Origin of the sequence: Desulfobulbus sp., assembly GCF_030824455.1 — a bacterium.
Taxonomy (GTDB): domain Bacteria; phylum Desulfobacterota; class Desulfobulbia; order Desulfobulbales; family Desulfobulbaceae; genus Desulfobulbus.
On the sequence record NZ_JAVBXR010000121.1, the window covers coordinates 1 to 15,780 of the forward strand.

General features: G+C 60.4%; 12 protein-coding genes. 2 read left to right on the forward strand and 10 right to left on the reverse strand.

Features of this window, described 5'->3' with window-relative positions; genetic code table 11:
• From hydE to RCH93_RS16255, 7 genes are all read right to left on the reverse strand, one after another.
• Positions 1-975 (reverse strand): [FeFe] hydrogenase H-cluster radical SAM maturase HydE (gene hydE / locus RCH93_RS16225; protein ID WP_306549469.1); only part of this gene is annotated, 975 nt, incomplete at its 3' end.
• Between the two features lie 2 nt (positions 976-977).
• Positions 978-2,228: a [FeFe] hydrogenase H-cluster maturation GTPase HydF gene (gene hydF / locus RCH93_RS16230; protein ID WP_306549470.1), complete on the reverse strand. Its 1,251-nt coding sequence runs from the start codon at positions 2,226-2,228 to the stop codon at positions 978-980.
• 137 nt (positions 2,229-2,365) lie between these two features.
• Positions 2,366-3,790 carry an aspartate ammonia-lyase gene (locus RCH93_RS16235; protein ID WP_306549471.1) on the reverse strand — a complete coding sequence of 475 codons (1,425 nt, stop codon included), beginning with the start codon at positions 3,788-3,790 and terminating at the stop codon, positions 2,366-2,368.
• A 395-nt stretch (positions 3,791-4,185) separates the two neighbouring features.
• On the reverse strand, positions 4,186-6,228 hold the full coding sequence (locus RCH93_RS16240; RefSeq protein WP_306549472.1) for a [FeFe] hydrogenase, group A: 2,043 nt from the start codon (positions 6,226-6,228) through the stop codon (positions 4,186-4,188).
• A complete protein-coding gene (locus RCH93_RS16245) occupies positions 6,225-8,126 on the reverse strand; it encodes an NADH-ubiquinone oxidoreductase-F iron-sulfur binding region domain-containing protein (RefSeq protein WP_306549473.1) in 1,902 nt (633 codons plus the stop codon). Before RCH93_RS16245 ends, RCH93_RS16240 begins: the two co-directional genes overlap by 4 nt.
• On the reverse strand, positions 8,123-8,638 hold the full coding sequence (locus RCH93_RS16250) for an NAD(P)H-dependent oxidoreductase subunit E (RefSeq protein ID WP_306549474.1): 516 nt from the start codon (positions 8,636-8,638) through the stop codon (positions 8,123-8,125). Before RCH93_RS16250 ends, RCH93_RS16245 begins: the two co-directional genes overlap by 4 nt.
• Before the next feature lie 2 nt (positions 8,639-8,640).
• Positions 8,641-9,327 (reverse strand): redox-sensing transcriptional repressor Rex, encoded by a 687-nt coding sequence (locus RCH93_RS16255; RefSeq protein ID WP_306549475.1) that lies wholly within the window; start codon positions 9,325-9,327, stop codon positions 8,641-8,643.
• Between the two features lie 533 nt (positions 9,328-9,860).
• Between RCH93_RS16255 and RCH93_RS16260 the strand changes: the two genes are divergently transcribed.
• Together RCH93_RS16260 and RCH93_RS16265 are read left to right on the forward strand one after the other, a co-directional pair.
• Complete coding sequence (locus RCH93_RS16260) at positions 9,861-10,394, forward strand: hypothetical protein (protein WP_306549476.1); 534 nt, start codon at positions 9,861-9,863, stop codon at positions 10,392-10,394.
• 81 nt (positions 10,395-10,475) lie between these two features.
• The gene (locus tag RCH93_RS16265; RefSeq protein WP_306549477.1) at positions 10,476-11,336 is read left to right on the forward strand and encodes a TIGR02285 family protein; all 861 of its coding nucleotides are present in this window, start codon (positions 10,476-10,478) and stop codon (positions 11,334-11,336) included.
• Between the two features lie 40 nt (positions 11,337-11,376).
• Here the strand turns inward: RCH93_RS16265 and ppk1 are convergent, their stop codons facing one another.
• The 3 genes from ppk1 to RCH93_RS16280 all read right to left on the reverse strand — a co-directional run.
• On the reverse strand, positions 11,377-13,632 hold the full coding sequence (gene ppk1 / locus RCH93_RS16270) for a polyphosphate kinase 1 (RefSeq protein ID WP_306549478.1): 2,256 nt from the start codon (positions 13,630-13,632) through the stop codon (positions 11,377-11,379).
• 251 nt (positions 13,633-13,883) lie between these two features.
• Positions 13,884-15,044, reverse strand: coding sequence for an ABC transporter substrate-binding protein (locus RCH93_RS16275; protein ID WP_306549479.1), 1,161 nt, complete (start codon positions 15,042-15,044; stop codon positions 13,884-13,886).
• A 240-nt stretch (positions 15,045-15,284) separates the two neighbouring features.
• The coding region (locus RCH93_RS16280) for a response regulator (RefSeq protein WP_306549480.1) at positions 15,285-15,780 on the reverse strand (496 nt) is incomplete at its 5' end.

Genomic DNA, 15,780 nt, shown 5'->3' on the forward strand with positions numbered 1-15,780 from the left:
CTGGGCCCGGATCTGCCGGTCGCTCTGGTCGGCGGCCTCGACCCGGTCGGCCTTGCCGGGATAGATGGCGTAGAGTTCGCGCAATCGAGGCGGGGTCAGATTGGGCATAATCACGTTGGCGCCGCGTTTGAGCGCCATTTTCCGCCCCTGCCAGGCGTCCATCACCGCCACCGCCGTGGTCGCCGGTATATTGGCGTCCGGCCGGACGATCCGCGCTAGGGCCAAAACCTTGCAGGTCATTTCGATGCTCGGCTCCACCTGGGCGGCCGACGGCGCGGGCGGGCCGGCCTGACCCAGCGGCGTGTCCGGATGGGCGATAAAGGGACCTATGCCGATCATGTCGAGATCTAGCTCGCGAAACAGCTGAATGTCGTCGGCCAGAATCTCGCAAGTCTGGCCGGGTATGCCCACCATGACGCCGCTGCCGGTCTCGTAGCCCAACTGCCGCAACTGGCGCAGGATGGCCAGCCGGTCGGAAACCTTGGCGCCGCGATCCGGATGAATGGTCCGATAGAGCGTTCTGCTGGAGGTTTCAAAACGCAGCAGATAACGGTCGGCCCCGGCCTCTTTCCAGGCGCGCAGATCGGCCTGGCTGCGTTCCCCCAGGCTCAGGGTCACGGCCAGCGGGGTGGTCGCCTTGATCTGGCGCAGGAGCGCCGCCAGCCAGTCGACCTCGATCCGGTCGTCCTCGCCGGACTGGAGCACCAGGGTGCCGTAGCCCAACTGCACCGCCTGCTGGGCGCACTGGAGGATGTCGTCACCGTTCATCCGGTAGCGACGGATGCCAGTGTTGGCGGCGCGCAGCCCGCAGTAGTGGCAATTGCGGGCGCAAAAGCTGGAGATCTCGACTAGCCCCCGCAGATGCACAGCCTCGCCGACCTGCTCCCGCCTGACCCGATCCGCCCAGTCCCAGAGCATCTGCAGCTCCTGCGAATCTTCGCAGCGCAGCCAATGAAGAATTTCCTGACGATCCATGATCAGCGGCCTCCGGCTGCTCCCTGCTCGAGCGAAGCGAGCAATTCCAGGGCGGCGGGAAAGGGACTCAAGGCCCGTTTGAATATACCCAGACTGAACGAAATCGCCAGCCCGTAATTGGTCACCGGGACCCCAGCCTCGCGGCAATGGATAATGCGGCTCAGCACCTCGCGGCGGTTGAGCATGCAGCTGCCGCATTGGATCACCAGCTGATACTCGTGCAGATTGGACGGAAAATCGTGGCCCTGGACATGGGTGAACTCCAGCGCGCCGCCAACGTACTGGGTCAGCCAGCGGGGAATCTTGACCCGGCCGATGTCCTCGCCAATGGGATGATGGGTGCAGGACTCGGCCATCAGCACCTTGTCGCCGGGCTGGAGCCGATCAATGGCCAGCGCGCCCTCCGCCTGGGTGAGCAGATCGCCCTTGGCGCGGGAAAAAAGGATGGAAAAGCTGGTGAGGTTCACTTCAGGCGGCACGTCGGCAGCCACTTTGAGAAAGGCCTGGGAATCGGTGACCACCAGTTTGGGCGGCGACTTGAGCAAGGCCAGAGCCTGGCGCAGTTCGCGCTCTTTGACCACCATGCACAGGGCGTCACCGTCGAGCAGGTCGCGGATGGTCTGGACCTGGGGCAGGATCAGCCGACCCTTGGGGGCCTCCTTGTCGATTGGAACCACCAGCACAGCGGTCTCGCCCGGTCCCACCAGATCGCTGATGATTGCCGGGCTGCTGATAAAATCAGCGGGCGCAAGCTGCACAATCTGCTGCTTGAGCGCGCCAACGCCCTCGCCGTTGACCGCCGCAGTGTGCGCCAGGGGAATCTTTTTGGCCGCTAGTTCCGCAACTAGGCTCTCCGGCGCCCTAGCCTGATCCATCTTGTTCATCACCACCAGCACCGGGATGTCGCGCGCAGTCAGGGCCTCGAGCAATTCAGCCTCAAATCGACCCCACTCGCCGCCGGCGGCCACCAGAATCCCGAGATCGGTGCGATCAAACACTGCCCGGGTGCGGGCAATGCGCATCTCGCCCAGGGCGCCCTCGTCGTCAACGCCGGCAGTGTCGATGAACAGCACCGGGCCAAGCGGCAACAGTTCCATCGGTTTTTCCACCGGATCGGTGGTGGTGCCGGCCACATTGGAGACAATCGCCGCCTGCTGGCGGGTGATGGCGTTGAGCAGGCTCGATTTGCCGACGTTGCGGCGGCCGAAAAGACCGATATGGAGGCGAAGGCCCTTGGGTGCGGTTTGCGACATTTTTTCTATCAATGGTTCAGGTGGTGGGGCTTGAGTTTTCACGCATGCAACGATGCGCACACAATACAGGGTTTGGACAACAAACGCCGGGGGCAGACGTCCCGCCGATCGCCGATTCAACGCCTCTTATTGCCGATTCAACGCCCCTTAACGCCTTGGCCGGGCGCAAAACCCAGCCGGCAGACAGCGGTGGCGCTGGTGAGTTGATCGAACTGTTCATCGGTGATCCCGGCTTCTGATCGGGCCAGATCGCGGACGCTGGCCCCGGTCCGGGCGGCAAGCGCGGCAATTTCCGCAGCCCGCTCGTGGCCGATGGCGGGCAGCAAGGCAGTGGCCACGGCGGTGGAATTTTCCACCTGGCGGGCGCAGCGGGCCTCATCCACCTCAATCCCCTCCACGCAGTGCCGGCAGAGGATGTCGTCGGCATGGGCCAGGAGATCAAGGTTGTCGAGCAGGGTCGCGGCCACCAGGGGCAGAAAGGGATTGAGTTCCAGGCTGCCCGAGGCGCAGGCCAGGGTCAGGGCGGCGTCGTTGCCGATCACCAGCATGGCGGCCTGACTGACCGCCTCGGGGATGACCGGATTGACCTTGCCCGGCATGATCGAGCTGCCGGCCTGCCGCCTGGGCAGGCGAATTTCGGCCAGTCCAGCGTCCGGCCCGGAGCTGAGCAGCCGGAGGTCGGAACAGATCTTGAGCAAATTGGTCGCGTGCGCCTTAAGAATACCTGAGACCTCGACAAAGACGTCGGCGTTCTGGGTGGCGTCGACCAGGTTTTCGGCCCGAGCCAGACCGAGCCCGGTCAGTTCCCGCAGGGTCTCGACCACCTCAAAGATGTAGCGGCGCGGCGCGGCCAGTCCGGTGCCGACGGCGGTGCCGCCGAGATTGACCACCCGCAAGCGTTCATGGCATTTGGAGATCCGCCAGCGGTCGCGGTTGACGGCCTCAGCGTAGGCGCCAAAGGCGCGGCCTGCGGTGATCAGCACCGCGTCCTGCATTTCGGTTCGCGCCACCTTGACCACATGGGCCCAGCGCTGTTCCTGGTGCTGAAAGGCCTCCTGCAGGGCAACCACCTTCTGTTCCAGACGATCCAGCAGCAACAGGGCCGCCACCTTGAGGGCGGTGGGAAAGACGTCGTTGGTCGACTGGTGGAGGTTGAGATCGTCCAGCGGACTGACCCGGGCGTACTCGCCCCGTTCGCATCCCAGCAACTCCAGGGCCCGGTTGGCCAGCACCTCGTTGACGTTCATGTTGGCGCTGGTGCCGGCGCCGCCCTGCAGCGCGTCAACCGGTATCGCAGCCGCCAGACCGCCTTCGGCCATTTCCCGGCAGGCGGCGACAATGGCTTCGGCCTTGGCGGAATCGTCGCTCCAGGCGCCCAGACGATGGTTGGTCTCTGCTGCGGCCAGTTTCACCAGGCCCAGAGCGCGAATCAGCAGGGGATGAAGCGGTCGGCCGGAAAGGGGAAAATTGTCCAGCGCCCGCTGGGTGTGGACGCCCCACAGGACGTCTTGGGGAATTTCGCGCTCGCCCAGCGCATCGGTTTCGGTTCGGGTCAGGACCATGCCGTTCACCAGAAGGGGGAAGAAAGGGTTCGGTCGGAACAAAAGATGCGGTTCATGGGAGAACACTGTACGCCTGACCAGGGGGACGGCCAAGAGAAAAAGGGTAGACGGCGCAAAGACGAAACACAAGACAGCGCCGGCCGGGGATTCGACAGGACTCCGGCGTCAGCCCAACGCCGGAGTCCACGCTTCACGATTTAGGAGTAGAAAAACGTTGTCGAATTGTGCAACAAGGCGCTGAAACAGGTTCCAGCGCGCATATAAAAGTTCTTCCGCAGCGCGACGACCTGTCGCGAAAGCCGCCACGCCACGGAAGAACACAACCAAACGGCGCACCCGCAACCGCTACGGACAGATAAAAAAATCCGCAGCGGCAACAAACGCTTGCGCCGCGTTCAGCTGGCTTCCGAACCGGTGGTTTCCTGAGCCAGTTCGGCGTGGACGGCGTTGATCACCTTTTCCAGGGTGGCCTGGTTGATGATCGTGTCGCCGACCGCCACATTGGGTCCTTCGCCGCACATCTCAAAACAGAAGGAGGCCTGCACCTGCACCTTGTCGCCCAGGTCGCTGGCCTCGACATGCTTCATCAAGCCCTGGATGATGGCCTGGGAGTTGCGCAGGAAGCAGCCGGTGCCGGCGCAGACCCGCACGGTCAGCGGACCCTCGCCGGATTGCCGGGCCTTGGCCAGGATAATCTCCTCGCTGCCGGCGCGACGGCGGTGGTGGTAGTGGGTGTGAAGCAGGCGATGCGACTCGCGGCTGCCCGGCTCGCCCAGATATTTCTGATAGCACTCGTTGACGAAGTGGTTTTCCTGCGAGCAGTGCAGATCGAGCAACCGGTCGGTGTTGTACAGCGACTCGGTGCGCGCCTTGCGCCGTGCGGCAATGTCGCGGCCCACCGGTTGCCCGGCGCCGCCGATGCACCCGCCGGGGCAGGCCATGACCTCGACCAGATCGACAACCAGCGAACCGTCAATGATCTGGTTCATCACCTCGCGCGCCTTGCCCAAGCCGTGGACAATGGCCAGTTTCAACTCCAGGCCGCCGACCTCGGTGCGAATGACGCGCAGCGACTGCTCGCCGCGGATCTCCTCAAATTCCGGGTCCACCGGATTCTGACCGGTAATCTTGCCCACCGCGTACCGCAGCACCGCCTCGGTGACCCCGCCGCTGTTGCCGAAGATGACGCCGGCGCCGGTTTTAAAGCCCATGGGCATGTCAAAGCTGGCGGGATTGAGCTTGTTCAGGGTCAGCCCTGATTCTTCAATCATCCGCGCCAGTTCCTGGGTGGTCAGGACAAAATCGACGTCCGGGGTGCCGGCGGTGCGGAATTCGGGCCGCCTTGCCTCGAACTTCTTGGCCGTGCAGGGCATGATCGACACCATGACCACGTCTTTGCGCTCCCGACCGAGCTGCGCCGGCAGGGTGTGCTTGACCATGGCGCCCATCATCTGCTGGGGCGAACGGCAGGAGCTGAGGTTGCCCAGCAGCTGCGGGAAATACTGCTCGGCAAACTTGACCCAGCCCGGACAGCAGCTGGTGAACAGGGGCAACCGCTCGCCATTGGTTTTGCGGGCGATGAACTCGTTGGCCTCTTCAATCACGGTGAGATCAGCGGTGAAGCTGGTGTCGTAAACGATGTCAAAGCCCATCCGTTTCATCGCCGCCACCACCTGGCCGGTGGTGTTGAGTCCGTATTCGCTGCCGAACTGCTCGCCAATGGCCACCCGCACCGCCGGGGCGATCTGGGCGACCACCACGGTGTTGGGATCGTGGATCGCTTTCCACACCACCTCGATCTCCGAGGCCGGCGCCAGCGCCCCGGTGGGACAGACGGCGGCGCACTGGCCGCAGTTGACGCATTCCCCGGCGCCCAGATCCCGGCCAAAGGCGGGCACAACCGCCGCCTCGTGGCCGCGATAGGCAAAATCAATCGCGCCGACGGACTGGATCTCGTCGCAGAACCGCACACAGTCGCCGCAGAGCACGCATTTGTTGGGATCGCGGATCAGCGACGGGCTCGAAACGTCCACCGGTTTGGGCTGGTGGATGGAACGGTAGCGGATTTTGGTGATGCCCAGACGGCGGGCGATGTCCTGCAGCTGACAGGAACCGCTGCGCACGCAGCTGGTGCATTCCCGGTCGTGATTGGCCAGGATCAGTTCAATCGAAATCTTGCGAATTTCCCGCAGTTCCTCGGTGTTGGTGTGGATAATCTGCCCCGGTTCCGGCGGGGTCGAACAGGAGCTGAGAATGCCGCGCCCCTCGACCTCCACCAGACAGAGACGGCAGGCGCCGTAGACGCTCAGGTCGGAGTGATAACAGAAGGTGGGCAGATCGATGCCAGCCTTGCGCACCATCTCCAACAGATTTTTCTCGCCCTCAATGGATACGGTGCGGCCGTCGATGACCACGGCGGCGGATTTTGTCTTTATCATGCCTGTCCTCCTTGCAACCCTTCGACTGCCCCGAATTTGCAGGACAGCAGGCAGGCCCCGCACTTGATGCATTTATCCTGATCAATCACATGCGGCTGTTTCAACTCGCCGCTGATCGCCTCCACCGGACACTTCTTGGCGCACTTGCCGCAGCCCTTGCATTTCTCCGCGTTGATCCACGGTTTGAGCAGGGCCTTGCACTGGCCGGCCGGACAGCTTTTGTCCTTGACGTGGGCCTCGTATTCGTCGGCAAAATGACGCAGGGTCGACAACACCGGGTTGGGCGCGGTTTTGCCCAAGCCGCAGAGCGAACCTTTCTGCACCGCCAACGCCAGTTCTTTCAACAGCGGCAGGGTGGTTTCGTCGGCCCGGCCGTCGATGATGTCGTCCATCAGGGCGAGCATCTGGCGGGTGCCCTCGCGGCAGAGCACGCACTTGCCGCAGCTCTCGCGCTGGGTGAACTCCATGAAAAATCGGGCTACCGCCACCATGCAGGTGCCTTTGTTCATGGCGACCAGGCCGCCGCTGCCGACCATGGCGCCCACGGTGCGCAACGAATCGAAATCCATCGGCAGGTCAAGGTGATCCTTGGTCAAACAGCCGCCCGAAGGCCCGCCGATCTGCACCGCCTTGAATCCGTCGGGATCAATGCTGCCGTCGTCGCGGGTGATGCCGCCGCCGATGTTGTACACAATCTCGCGCAGGGTTGTGCCAAAGGGCACCTCAATCAGGCCGGTGTTGGCTACGTGGCCGGTGAGGGCAAAGGTCTTGGTGCCCGGAGAACCAGGCGTGCCCAGTTTGCGGAAACTTGGCGCCCCTTCGCGGATGATGCGGACCGCATGCGCCAGGGTTTCGACGTTGTTGATGATGGTCGGCTTGCCCCACAGGCCGCTCTCCGCCGGAAACGGCGGCTTGGGCCGAGGCATGCCGCGCTGGCCCTCGATGGAGGCAATCATCGCGGTTTCCTCGCCGCAGACAAAGGCGCCGGCGCCTTCCATGATCTCGCAGCTGATGTTGAGACCGGAGCCAAACACATTGGTCCCGAGGATGCCGTATTCGCGGGCGTCTTTGACCGCCCGGCGCATCCGCTGCACCGCCAGGGGATATTCGGCGCGCACGTAGACCAGGGTCTCGTCGGCGCCAATGGCCCGGGCGGCGATCATCAACCCCTCGATAACCGAGTGGGGATTGCCCTCCATGACGCTTCGGTTCATGAACGCGCCTGGGTCGCCTTCGTCGGCGTTGCAGATGACGTACTTCTTGCCGTCGTTCTGCCGACGGGCCGCCTCCCATTTGCGGCCAGTGGGGAAACCGCCGCCGCCTCTGCCGCGCAGTCCGGATTCGGAGATTTCCGTGCAGACCGCCTCGGGCGTCATCTGCAAAAACGCCTTCTTGGCGGCCTCATAGCCGCCGTTGCGCATGTATTCACCAAGGCTGTCAGGATCAATCGTGCCGCATTCGCCCAGCACAAACCGCTGCTGCCGGGTGTAAAAGGGAATGTCGTGGACGCCCTTGCAGGCGTGGGTGGTGCCGGGCTCGACGTACAGCAGCCGCTCGACCACGCCGTTCTGGATCAGGCTGGTTTCGACAATCTCGGCCACATCGTCGGGCTTGACCCGGTTGTAGAGGATGTAATCGGGCAGCACCGCAACCAGCGGCCCCATCTGACAGAATCCCTGACAACCGGAGTGGGTTAAACCAATCTTCCCACTGTTGTCGTTTTCTTCCCGAAGTTCCACCACAAACGGCAGATTGTTTTTCCGCATCTGCTCCTGAAACGCGGCGTAGACCTTCATGGCGCCGTTGGCCACGCACCCGGTTCCGGCGCAGATGACCACCCGGCGCTCGGCGCCCATCAAGGGATCGGGATGATTTGTTGCTTGCTGCTTGATGCTCATGACGCTTTCTCCCGTTCCTCGATCTCATCGATCATCTTGACCACGGCCTCAGGGGTCACCTGGCCGTGAACATCCTCGTTGATCACCACCACTGGAGCCAGACCGCAGGCGCCGAGACAGGCAACCGTTTCCACGGTGAACAGCATGTCGGCGGTGGTGTTGCGCTTGCTGGAAAGTCCCAGCCGCCTGTACACGGCTTCAAGAATGGGAATGGAACGCTTGACGTGACAGGCGGTGCCGTCGCACAGCCGAATGCAGTATTTGCCCTTGGGCTCCAGGGCAAAATGGGAATAGAAGGTGGCAACGCCATAGACCCGCGCCGGCGGCACATCCAGGCCGGTGGCGACAAAGGCGAGAACGTCTTCAGGCAGATAACGGTATTCCTCCTGCACAGCCTGGAGAATCGGGATCAACCGTTGCGGCTTGTTTTCGTTCTGCTCAAGGATGGCGCAAACTTTTTCAAATTGGCGCGCAGGAGTCGGTTGCATCGTATCCTGCTCAAATGTGGTCATAATTATGCTACTCCTTTTGAACGGGACTCAGCCAGCTTTCGTGTCATCTTCTGTGACAGGACCGCCAGAGAGCAGTAAAGATCCTCATTGGTCACAATTACGCGTTCCGGCGCCTGAATTTTGGCCGGCGCGAAATTCCAAATTGCCAACACCCCGCCTTCAATCAGCAGGTCGGCGGCCTGCTGCGCCTCGGAGGCGGGTACCGTAATAATGCCGAAACGAATGCGCATTCTGCGCATCAAGCCGGTCATTTTGCTGATGTGGCGAACATGCTTGCCGTGAATGACCCGATGACATTTGTTGGGGTCCACGTCAAAGGCGGCCACAATGCTGAGTCCGCACTCGGAAAAACCGGGGTAGCCCATTAACGCCTCGCCCAAACTGCCGGCGCCCACCAGAAAGGCCTCGGTGAGGTTGTCCCATCCCAGGAATTTTTCGATGGCGCAGATCAGTTCATTGACGTCGTACCCAACCTTGGGTCGTCCCACGGTGCCGGTCATCTCGATGTCCTTGCGCACCTGGGTGGCGTCGAGCCTGAGTTCGGCGCCAATCAGGGTGCAGGAAACTCCTGTCCGGCCAGTCTCGCGCAATTGTTTCAGGAGGCGATAATACAGCGGCAAACGGCGCAACGTCGGCTCCGGCGCGCCCTTGACAATGTTTCGCGCCACCTGCGCAATGCTGTTCTCCATACCTTTCACCTTGGAACTGCGTATAAAGAAGGAAATACTGATTGAAAAACAACCCCTCTCGCCTCGCGATTTCTAATAGAGAATTTATTCTCGATAAATAATATAACAAAGAAACGCTAATATTCCAAACGATTTAATAAATAATTTTTTATTGATTTTTACAACGGAACATTAATACCTTAGATACAATCTACTGCGAGCTGGAACTAATCAAGAACAATAAAACAGCAATTTGCGATGCACTTGGAGCGAGACGCAGGCAAATCAACCTGCTGCCGCGGGGCACGGCGGCGGATTTTCTTGTATGCGAGGAACAAGAGATCGTCTATATTTCGGCATTGTCCGATGATCGGCAATCGGCGTTGCTCCCTATTTTTGCAGGGCAGCCCGAAACACGGGACAACAGGCAAGGCGCGTCAGCGTCCCACGCTGTGCCTGCCCGGCGCCTATGATGTGCAGCAAAAAGCCGCGGCCGCAACCACAGCGTCGGGGTTCAAAGCTCAACCGACTGTTTTTGCCTCTGGGAGGGCAACATGAAAATATTCTTTGCAGCACTCGCCATTGCGGCGTCTCTGCTGGCCTCGGTTGCGGGACCGGCAAACGCCGGAGTGTCGATCAGCATCGGCGATCCTGGATTTTACGGCCGTCTTGACATCGGCAACTATCCGGCGCCGCGTCTGATCTACGAAGAACCGATTATCGTGCGGCGCGTCACCACCTGGTATCCGCCGATCTACCTCCGCGTTCCACCCCGTCACATCCGAAATTGGCACCAGCACTGCAATGAGTACGGGGCCTGCGGCCGCCCGGTGTATTTCATCGACGACGACTGGTACCGCGACGTGTATGCGCCCCGCTATCGCGAATACCATCCTCCTCGCGGCTACTCGCATCGCCCGCCAGTGGTCGTTCGCCAGACGACGTATTACGAATATCGTAAATACGACCACAAACCGCCCAAAAAAATCTATATCCGCGACGAACGCCATGACGACGACAGGCGGAAACACGACGACAGGCGCAAGCATGACGACAGGTATGAGCATGACGGCGGCTATCGCCGATAACGGTCTCGGATCACATTGCACCCCGCGCTCATGCAGCCCAAACCTCATGCCGCCGCCGACAGGATGCGACGAGCAGCTCCAATGCTCGTCGCCCTGCTTGTCCTCTTTTCCCTGACGCCCCTCCGCGCCGCTCCCGCCAACGACTCCATCACCTGGATGGAGGTCACCATGCCGCCCTATTTCGTTCAAGCAGACCCTAACGCCGCCAACACGGGGTACGGCAACCTGCTCACCGCCATCCTCAAGGAACGGTTGCCCGAATACACCCACTACACCATGGTCACCAATGTCATCCGCCACTTCGACCGGTTCAAACAGGGAGAAAAGGTCTGTTCCATCGGCCTCTACAAAACGGCGGAACGACAGGAATTCATGTACTTTTCCATCCCCAGCCTACTGACCATGCCGGCGGTGTTGATTGTTCGCAAAGAGAAACTGGCTGGTTTTACTCACGAAGGCCACATTCGCCTTGAGGACGTCCTGGGCGATGAAAACATCATTATTGGGCTGAGCAAAGATCGGTCCTACGGCAACAGCGTAGACGCGGTGCTCAAGAAGTACAGCAATCGGAAGAATCTGGTGATATTTAGCGGACAGGAGCTTTCAGAGAATTTCTTTAAGATGCTGATGCTTGACCGGCTCGACGGCCTGATCGGGTTGCCCGACGAGGCCATGTACCAGGCGGAAAAACTGGGTCTTCGCGACCAGATCGCAACCCTGCTGATCGAGGAAAACCAACAGGGCTACGAGGGATGGTTCTGTTTTGTGGGCTGTTCAAAAAACGAATGGGGCCGGAACGTTATCGAAAAAATTAATCGCATCCTCCTCACCGAACGTCCCACTGAACGCTACCGCAAGGCCTATGAACAATGGCTCGACGAAAACAGCCGGGAGCGGTACCGCACGATTTACCAGCAGGTCTTTCTTAACACGACGCAGTAGCAACTCCGCCGCGCGCCCTGCCCGCTCATCCCGCCGTTTCCTATTTGTTCTTTCGTTTGGCGATTTTCTTGGAAAATTGTTTTTTGTACAACCGGCGGGCTTCCGCCAGCCGCTTCTCACTCTTTTCGATCAGGCACTCCTGGGCTGCACGTTTCTCCTCGTGCGCTTCAGGCTGCCGCTGCACATAGCCGCCGTCGGGCTGCATGTCCCAGGCCCCGCGCCGGTCGGCCAACTGCAGGTTGAGAATTTCCCGCAACTGACCCTGCAAGGCAGGCGACTCCACCGGAGCTATTACCTCCACCCGTCGTTCCAGATTGCGTTTCATCAAGTCGGCCGAACCGATGTAATACTGCTCCTGGCCGTTGTTGCGGAAATAATAGATGCGCGCGTGTTCCAAAAAGCGGCCCACCAGGGAGATGACCCGGATGTTGTCGGACAAGCCGGCGATGCCGGGCCGCAGCAGGCAGCTGTCGCGGACAATCAGGTCGATCTTGACCCCGGCCTGCGAGGCCTGATACAGGGCGGCGATGATGTCCAGATCGGTCAGGGCGTTGGTCTTGAATTGGATCAAACCCGGATTGCCTTTGCCGTGCTGTTCGATCTCCCGCTTGATGTTTTCCAGCAAAGTCTTTTTCAGAATGCGCGGCGAGGGCAACAGCTTGTTGTATTTCCGCGCCGGCGCGTACCCCAGGGTGAGAAAATTAAAAAACTCGGTGAGATCGTTGCCGATTTCCGGGTCGCAGGTCAGCAGTCCCAAATCGCTGTACACCCGGGCCGTGCCGGCGTGATAGTTGCCGGTGCCGATGTGGGCGTAGCGTTTGAGGCCGTTGTAATCCCGCCGCACCACAAAAATTACCTTGGAATGGGTTTTGAGACCGACCACGCCGTAGGTGACGTGGATGCCCGCCTGCTCCAGATAGGTGGCCCAGTGGATGTTGGCCGACTCGTCGAACCGGGCCATCAGTTCCACCACCACCGCCACCTGCTTGCCGTTCTGCGCCGCATCGAGCAGATACTGAATAATCTGAGAATTGGCCGAGGTCCGATACAGGGTCATCTTGATCACCAGCACCTTGGGGTCGGTGCTGGCCTCGCGCAGGAACCGCTCGACCGAGGAGCTGAACGATTCGTAGGGATGCTGGAGCAGAAAGGGTCCTTCCTCGCGAATCAGATGAAAAATGTTGGGGAAATCGCCGGCCAGCTTGTAGTGGTCAATGGGCTGATGGGGCGCAAAATGCAGTTCCGGCTTGTCAATGGTCACAATCTCCATCAGATCGCGCTTGGCCATGATGCCGTCCACGGTGAACACGTCCTTGCGCGAGTCGATGCCCAATTGCGAGGCCAGCATGCCGCGATGCTGCCGGGTCATGACGCCGTCGACCTCTAGCCGCACAATCTCGGCGAACTTGCGGTCCTGCAACGCGGTTTCGATCATCGACAGCAGGTCAATGGCCTGATCCGGCCATTTTTCGGTGATGGCGTTGCGGGTGACGCGGAACAGCTCGCAGCTTTCGATGACCATGCCAGGAAAAATAATTTCCAGGTTGTTGGCGATGACGTCTTCAAACAGCACATAGACGTGCGCGGCCGGATCGACCCGGATGAACCTGGGAATGCCGGTGCCGGTGGTCGGGACCTTGATCCGGTTGAGATAAACGTGGTCGTTGTCGCTGTGGCGGGTGGCCACCAGGAGGTTGAGCGAGAGGTTGGAGATAAAGGGAAAGGGGTGGGCCGGGTCCATGCCCTGGGGCGTGAGCAGGGGGTAGATGTTGTCGCGGAAATAGACAGCCATCTTCTGCCGCTGCGCCTCATCAAGGGCCGCATACCGGACGATACGGATGTCCTGTCTGGCCAGCAAGGTGAGCAGTTCCCGCTCCAGGGCCTGCTGCTTTTCCAGGATGTCGCGGATCACCTCGTAGCTCTCGTCGATCTGTTGCTGGGGCGTGCGGCCGTCGATGGACAGCAGTTTCAACTCCGCCCCCACCTGCTGCTTGAGACCGCCGATCCGCTTCATGAAGAATTCGTCGAGGTTGGAACCGATCACCGAGAGAAAGAAGACCCGTTCCAGCAGCGGGTTGCGCTCGTCCCGGCTTTCGTTGAACACCCGGCGGTTGAACTCGAGCCAGCTCAACTCCCGGTTGAGATACCATTCCGGTGCGGTCAGGTCGAAGGCCTTGTCTGATTTGTCCAATTTTTCTGCTCGTTCCGCCTTTTCAGCCTTTGACGAGGCGTTGCCGTCGCCGTCGCCTTGATTCACTGGCCCATCCGCCTTGGATTCGGTTGTTGAAGCACCCACCGCCGCACCTCCCTGCGAGCAATTGTTGACGAGTAAAACGTCACTGAGCATAACGCACTTCAGGGGAAAAAAGGGAGTTATTTTTTACTGTTCCCTCAGTTATCCACAGCCCACAGTCCTGACGCGGCAATCTGCAGCCGAGTCTCCAAACACATCGGGGGATGCACCCGGCAAAGCCGAATCCATCCCCCGAAAGAGAAGCGCGCACACTGGACGGCCTGACAGGCAGACAGGCCATCAACCCGTGTCGATCAGTTGTCCAGCAGCACGAACTGACCGTTTTTGACCGTGAGCATGGCAAAGGCGTCCAACCCCAGGCCGCCGTGGTCGGTCTGGGAGAAATTGAACGTGCCGGCGGTGCCGATCAGGCCCTTGATGTTCTCGATGGCGGCGCGCGCCTTTTCAGGATCGTTGCCGCCGGCCTCAATCGCCTTGGCAAGAATGGTCATGGCGTCGTAGGTGTGGCCGCCAAAGGTCGAAACCTTTTCGTTGAATTTGGACTCATAGGAATTCTTGTATTTGAGCAGGAAGTCCTTCTGCGCGCCCGCAGGCAGCGAATCGGCCACCAGCAGACGGCTGGCCGGAAAGACAATGCCCTCGGCCGCGGCGCCGGCGGCTTCGGCGTATTTGATGTTGGCAAAACCGTGGCTCTGGTAAATCGGCACGTCCCAACCGGCCTGACGAATATTTTTAGCCAGGATCGACTGGGCCGGGACAATCGACCAGTTGACCACCGCCTCAATTTCGGCGTTGGCCTTGAGCTTGGCGACAATAGCCGAGAGATCGGTGGCGCTTTTGTCGTATACTTCTTCGGCAACAATGGTCACGCCGAAATCCGCCGCATTCTTGGCCAGTTGCTCCTTGCCCGCCTTGCCGAAGCCGTCGTTGCCGGCCAACACCGCGATTTTTTTGACGCCCTTTTTTTGCATGGCGGCAAAAATCTGCTGGGCCGCATAGCTGTCGCTCGGGGCGGTCTTAAACACATGCGGAGACACCGGGTTGACAATCAACTCGGCGGCGGAACAGGAAATCAGGATGGTTTTGCCGTCTTCGGCGATTTTCTTGATGCTCAGGCTCTCGCCGCTGGTGGAGGGCCCGATGATGGCAAAAACCTTGTCTTCTTCAATCAGCTGTTTGGCAAAGGAGACAGCCTTTTCCGGACTGCCGCCGGAATCCTTGACGATCAGTTCGATGGTGTTGCCTTTGACCCCGCCCTTGGCGTTGAGTTCGTCCACCAGCATGCGCAGTGATCGGACCTCGGGACCGCCCAGAAAGGCCGCCGGACCGGTTTCAGCCAAAATGGCGCCGACCTTGATCACGGCCGCCTGCGCCAGCGACGCGGTCAACAACAGCGTCAATACACACAACCACCCGCAACGCACCGTCCGCAGGGCAAGATTTCCGTTTTTCATCCTCTCCTCCTTAGTATTGAAAAAGACCTCTGCCTGAAATAATGACTGCGCTGTTTATGACAAATAGTCTGCCGATAGTCAACGACTACACTCAGAATTATGCCTGTGAGGACAAGCAGACACAGCCCGTGCGCCGGCGAATTTTTCCAATCTCAAGCTGTCCTTCCCACCTGCCGCGATAGCGCACACTCGTTGGCGCTCCCGTGATTGCAAGCGGGCCCGGCCGTCGCGACGTCGCGCTCAGCCGTGCAACAATTCGCGGATTTTAACCGCAAGCTCCCTGGTGGCAAAGGGTTTGGCGATGAAATGGACCCCCTCGTCCAGCACGCCCCGATGGGCAATGACATTGGCGGTGTAGCCGGACATGAACAGGGTTTTAATCGTAGGACAGCAGGTTGCAATCAACCGGGCCAAGTCGCGGCCATTCATTTCCGGCATGATCACGTCGGTGATCAAAAGACGGATGTTTTCGCCGTGCGTCTTCGCCAACTGCAACGCTTCGTCCGGGGCGCCGGCGGCCAGCACGGTGTAGCCCAACTGCTCCAGCATAACCCTGTTCAAGGTCAGGATGGTTGCTTCGTCTTCCACCACCAGCAGGGTTTCGCCCTGGCCCATCGGCATCACCTCGCTGGTTTCCTCGTGGCGTTCCTCGATCTGGCCTGTCTGACGCGGCAGATAAAGCCTGAAGGTCGTGCCCACGCCCGGCTCGCTGTACACGTTGACAAAGCCGTTATTC

Coding starts and splice junctions, on each gene's coding strand:
- hydF (WP_306549470.1), bottom strand. CDS start 2,228: ATGTCGCAAACCGCACCCAAGGGCCTTCGCCTCCATATCGGTCTTTTC.
- RCH93_RS16235 (WP_306549471.1), bottom strand. CDS start 3,790: ATGGTCCTGACCCGAACCGAAACCGATGCGCTGGGCGAGCGCGAAATT.
- RCH93_RS16240 (WP_306549472.1), bottom strand. CDS start 6,228: ATGATAAAGACAAAATCCGCCGCCGTGGTCATCGACGGCCGCACCGTA.
- RCH93_RS16245 (WP_306549473.1), bottom strand. CDS start 8,126: ATGAGCATCAAGCAGCAAGCAACAAATCATCCCGATCCCTTGATGGGC.
- RCH93_RS16250 (WP_306549474.1), bottom strand. CDS start 8,638: ATGACCACATTTGAGCAGGATACGATGCAACCGACTCCTGCGCGCCAA.
- RCH93_RS16255 (WP_306549475.1), bottom strand. CDS start 9,327: ATGGAGAACAGCATTGCGCAGGTGGCGCGAAACATTGTCAAGGGCGCG.
- RCH93_RS16260 (WP_306549476.1), top strand. CDS start 9,861: ATGAAAATATTCTTTGCAGCACTCGCCATTGCGGCGTCTCTGCTGGCC.
- RCH93_RS16265 (WP_306549477.1), top strand. CDS start 10,476: ATGCTCGTCGCCCTGCTTGTCCTCTTTTCCCTGACGCCCCTCCGCGCC.
- RCH93_RS16275 (WP_306549479.1), bottom strand. CDS start 15,044: ATGAAAAACGGAAATCTTGCCCTGCGGACGGTGCGTTGCGGGTGGTTG.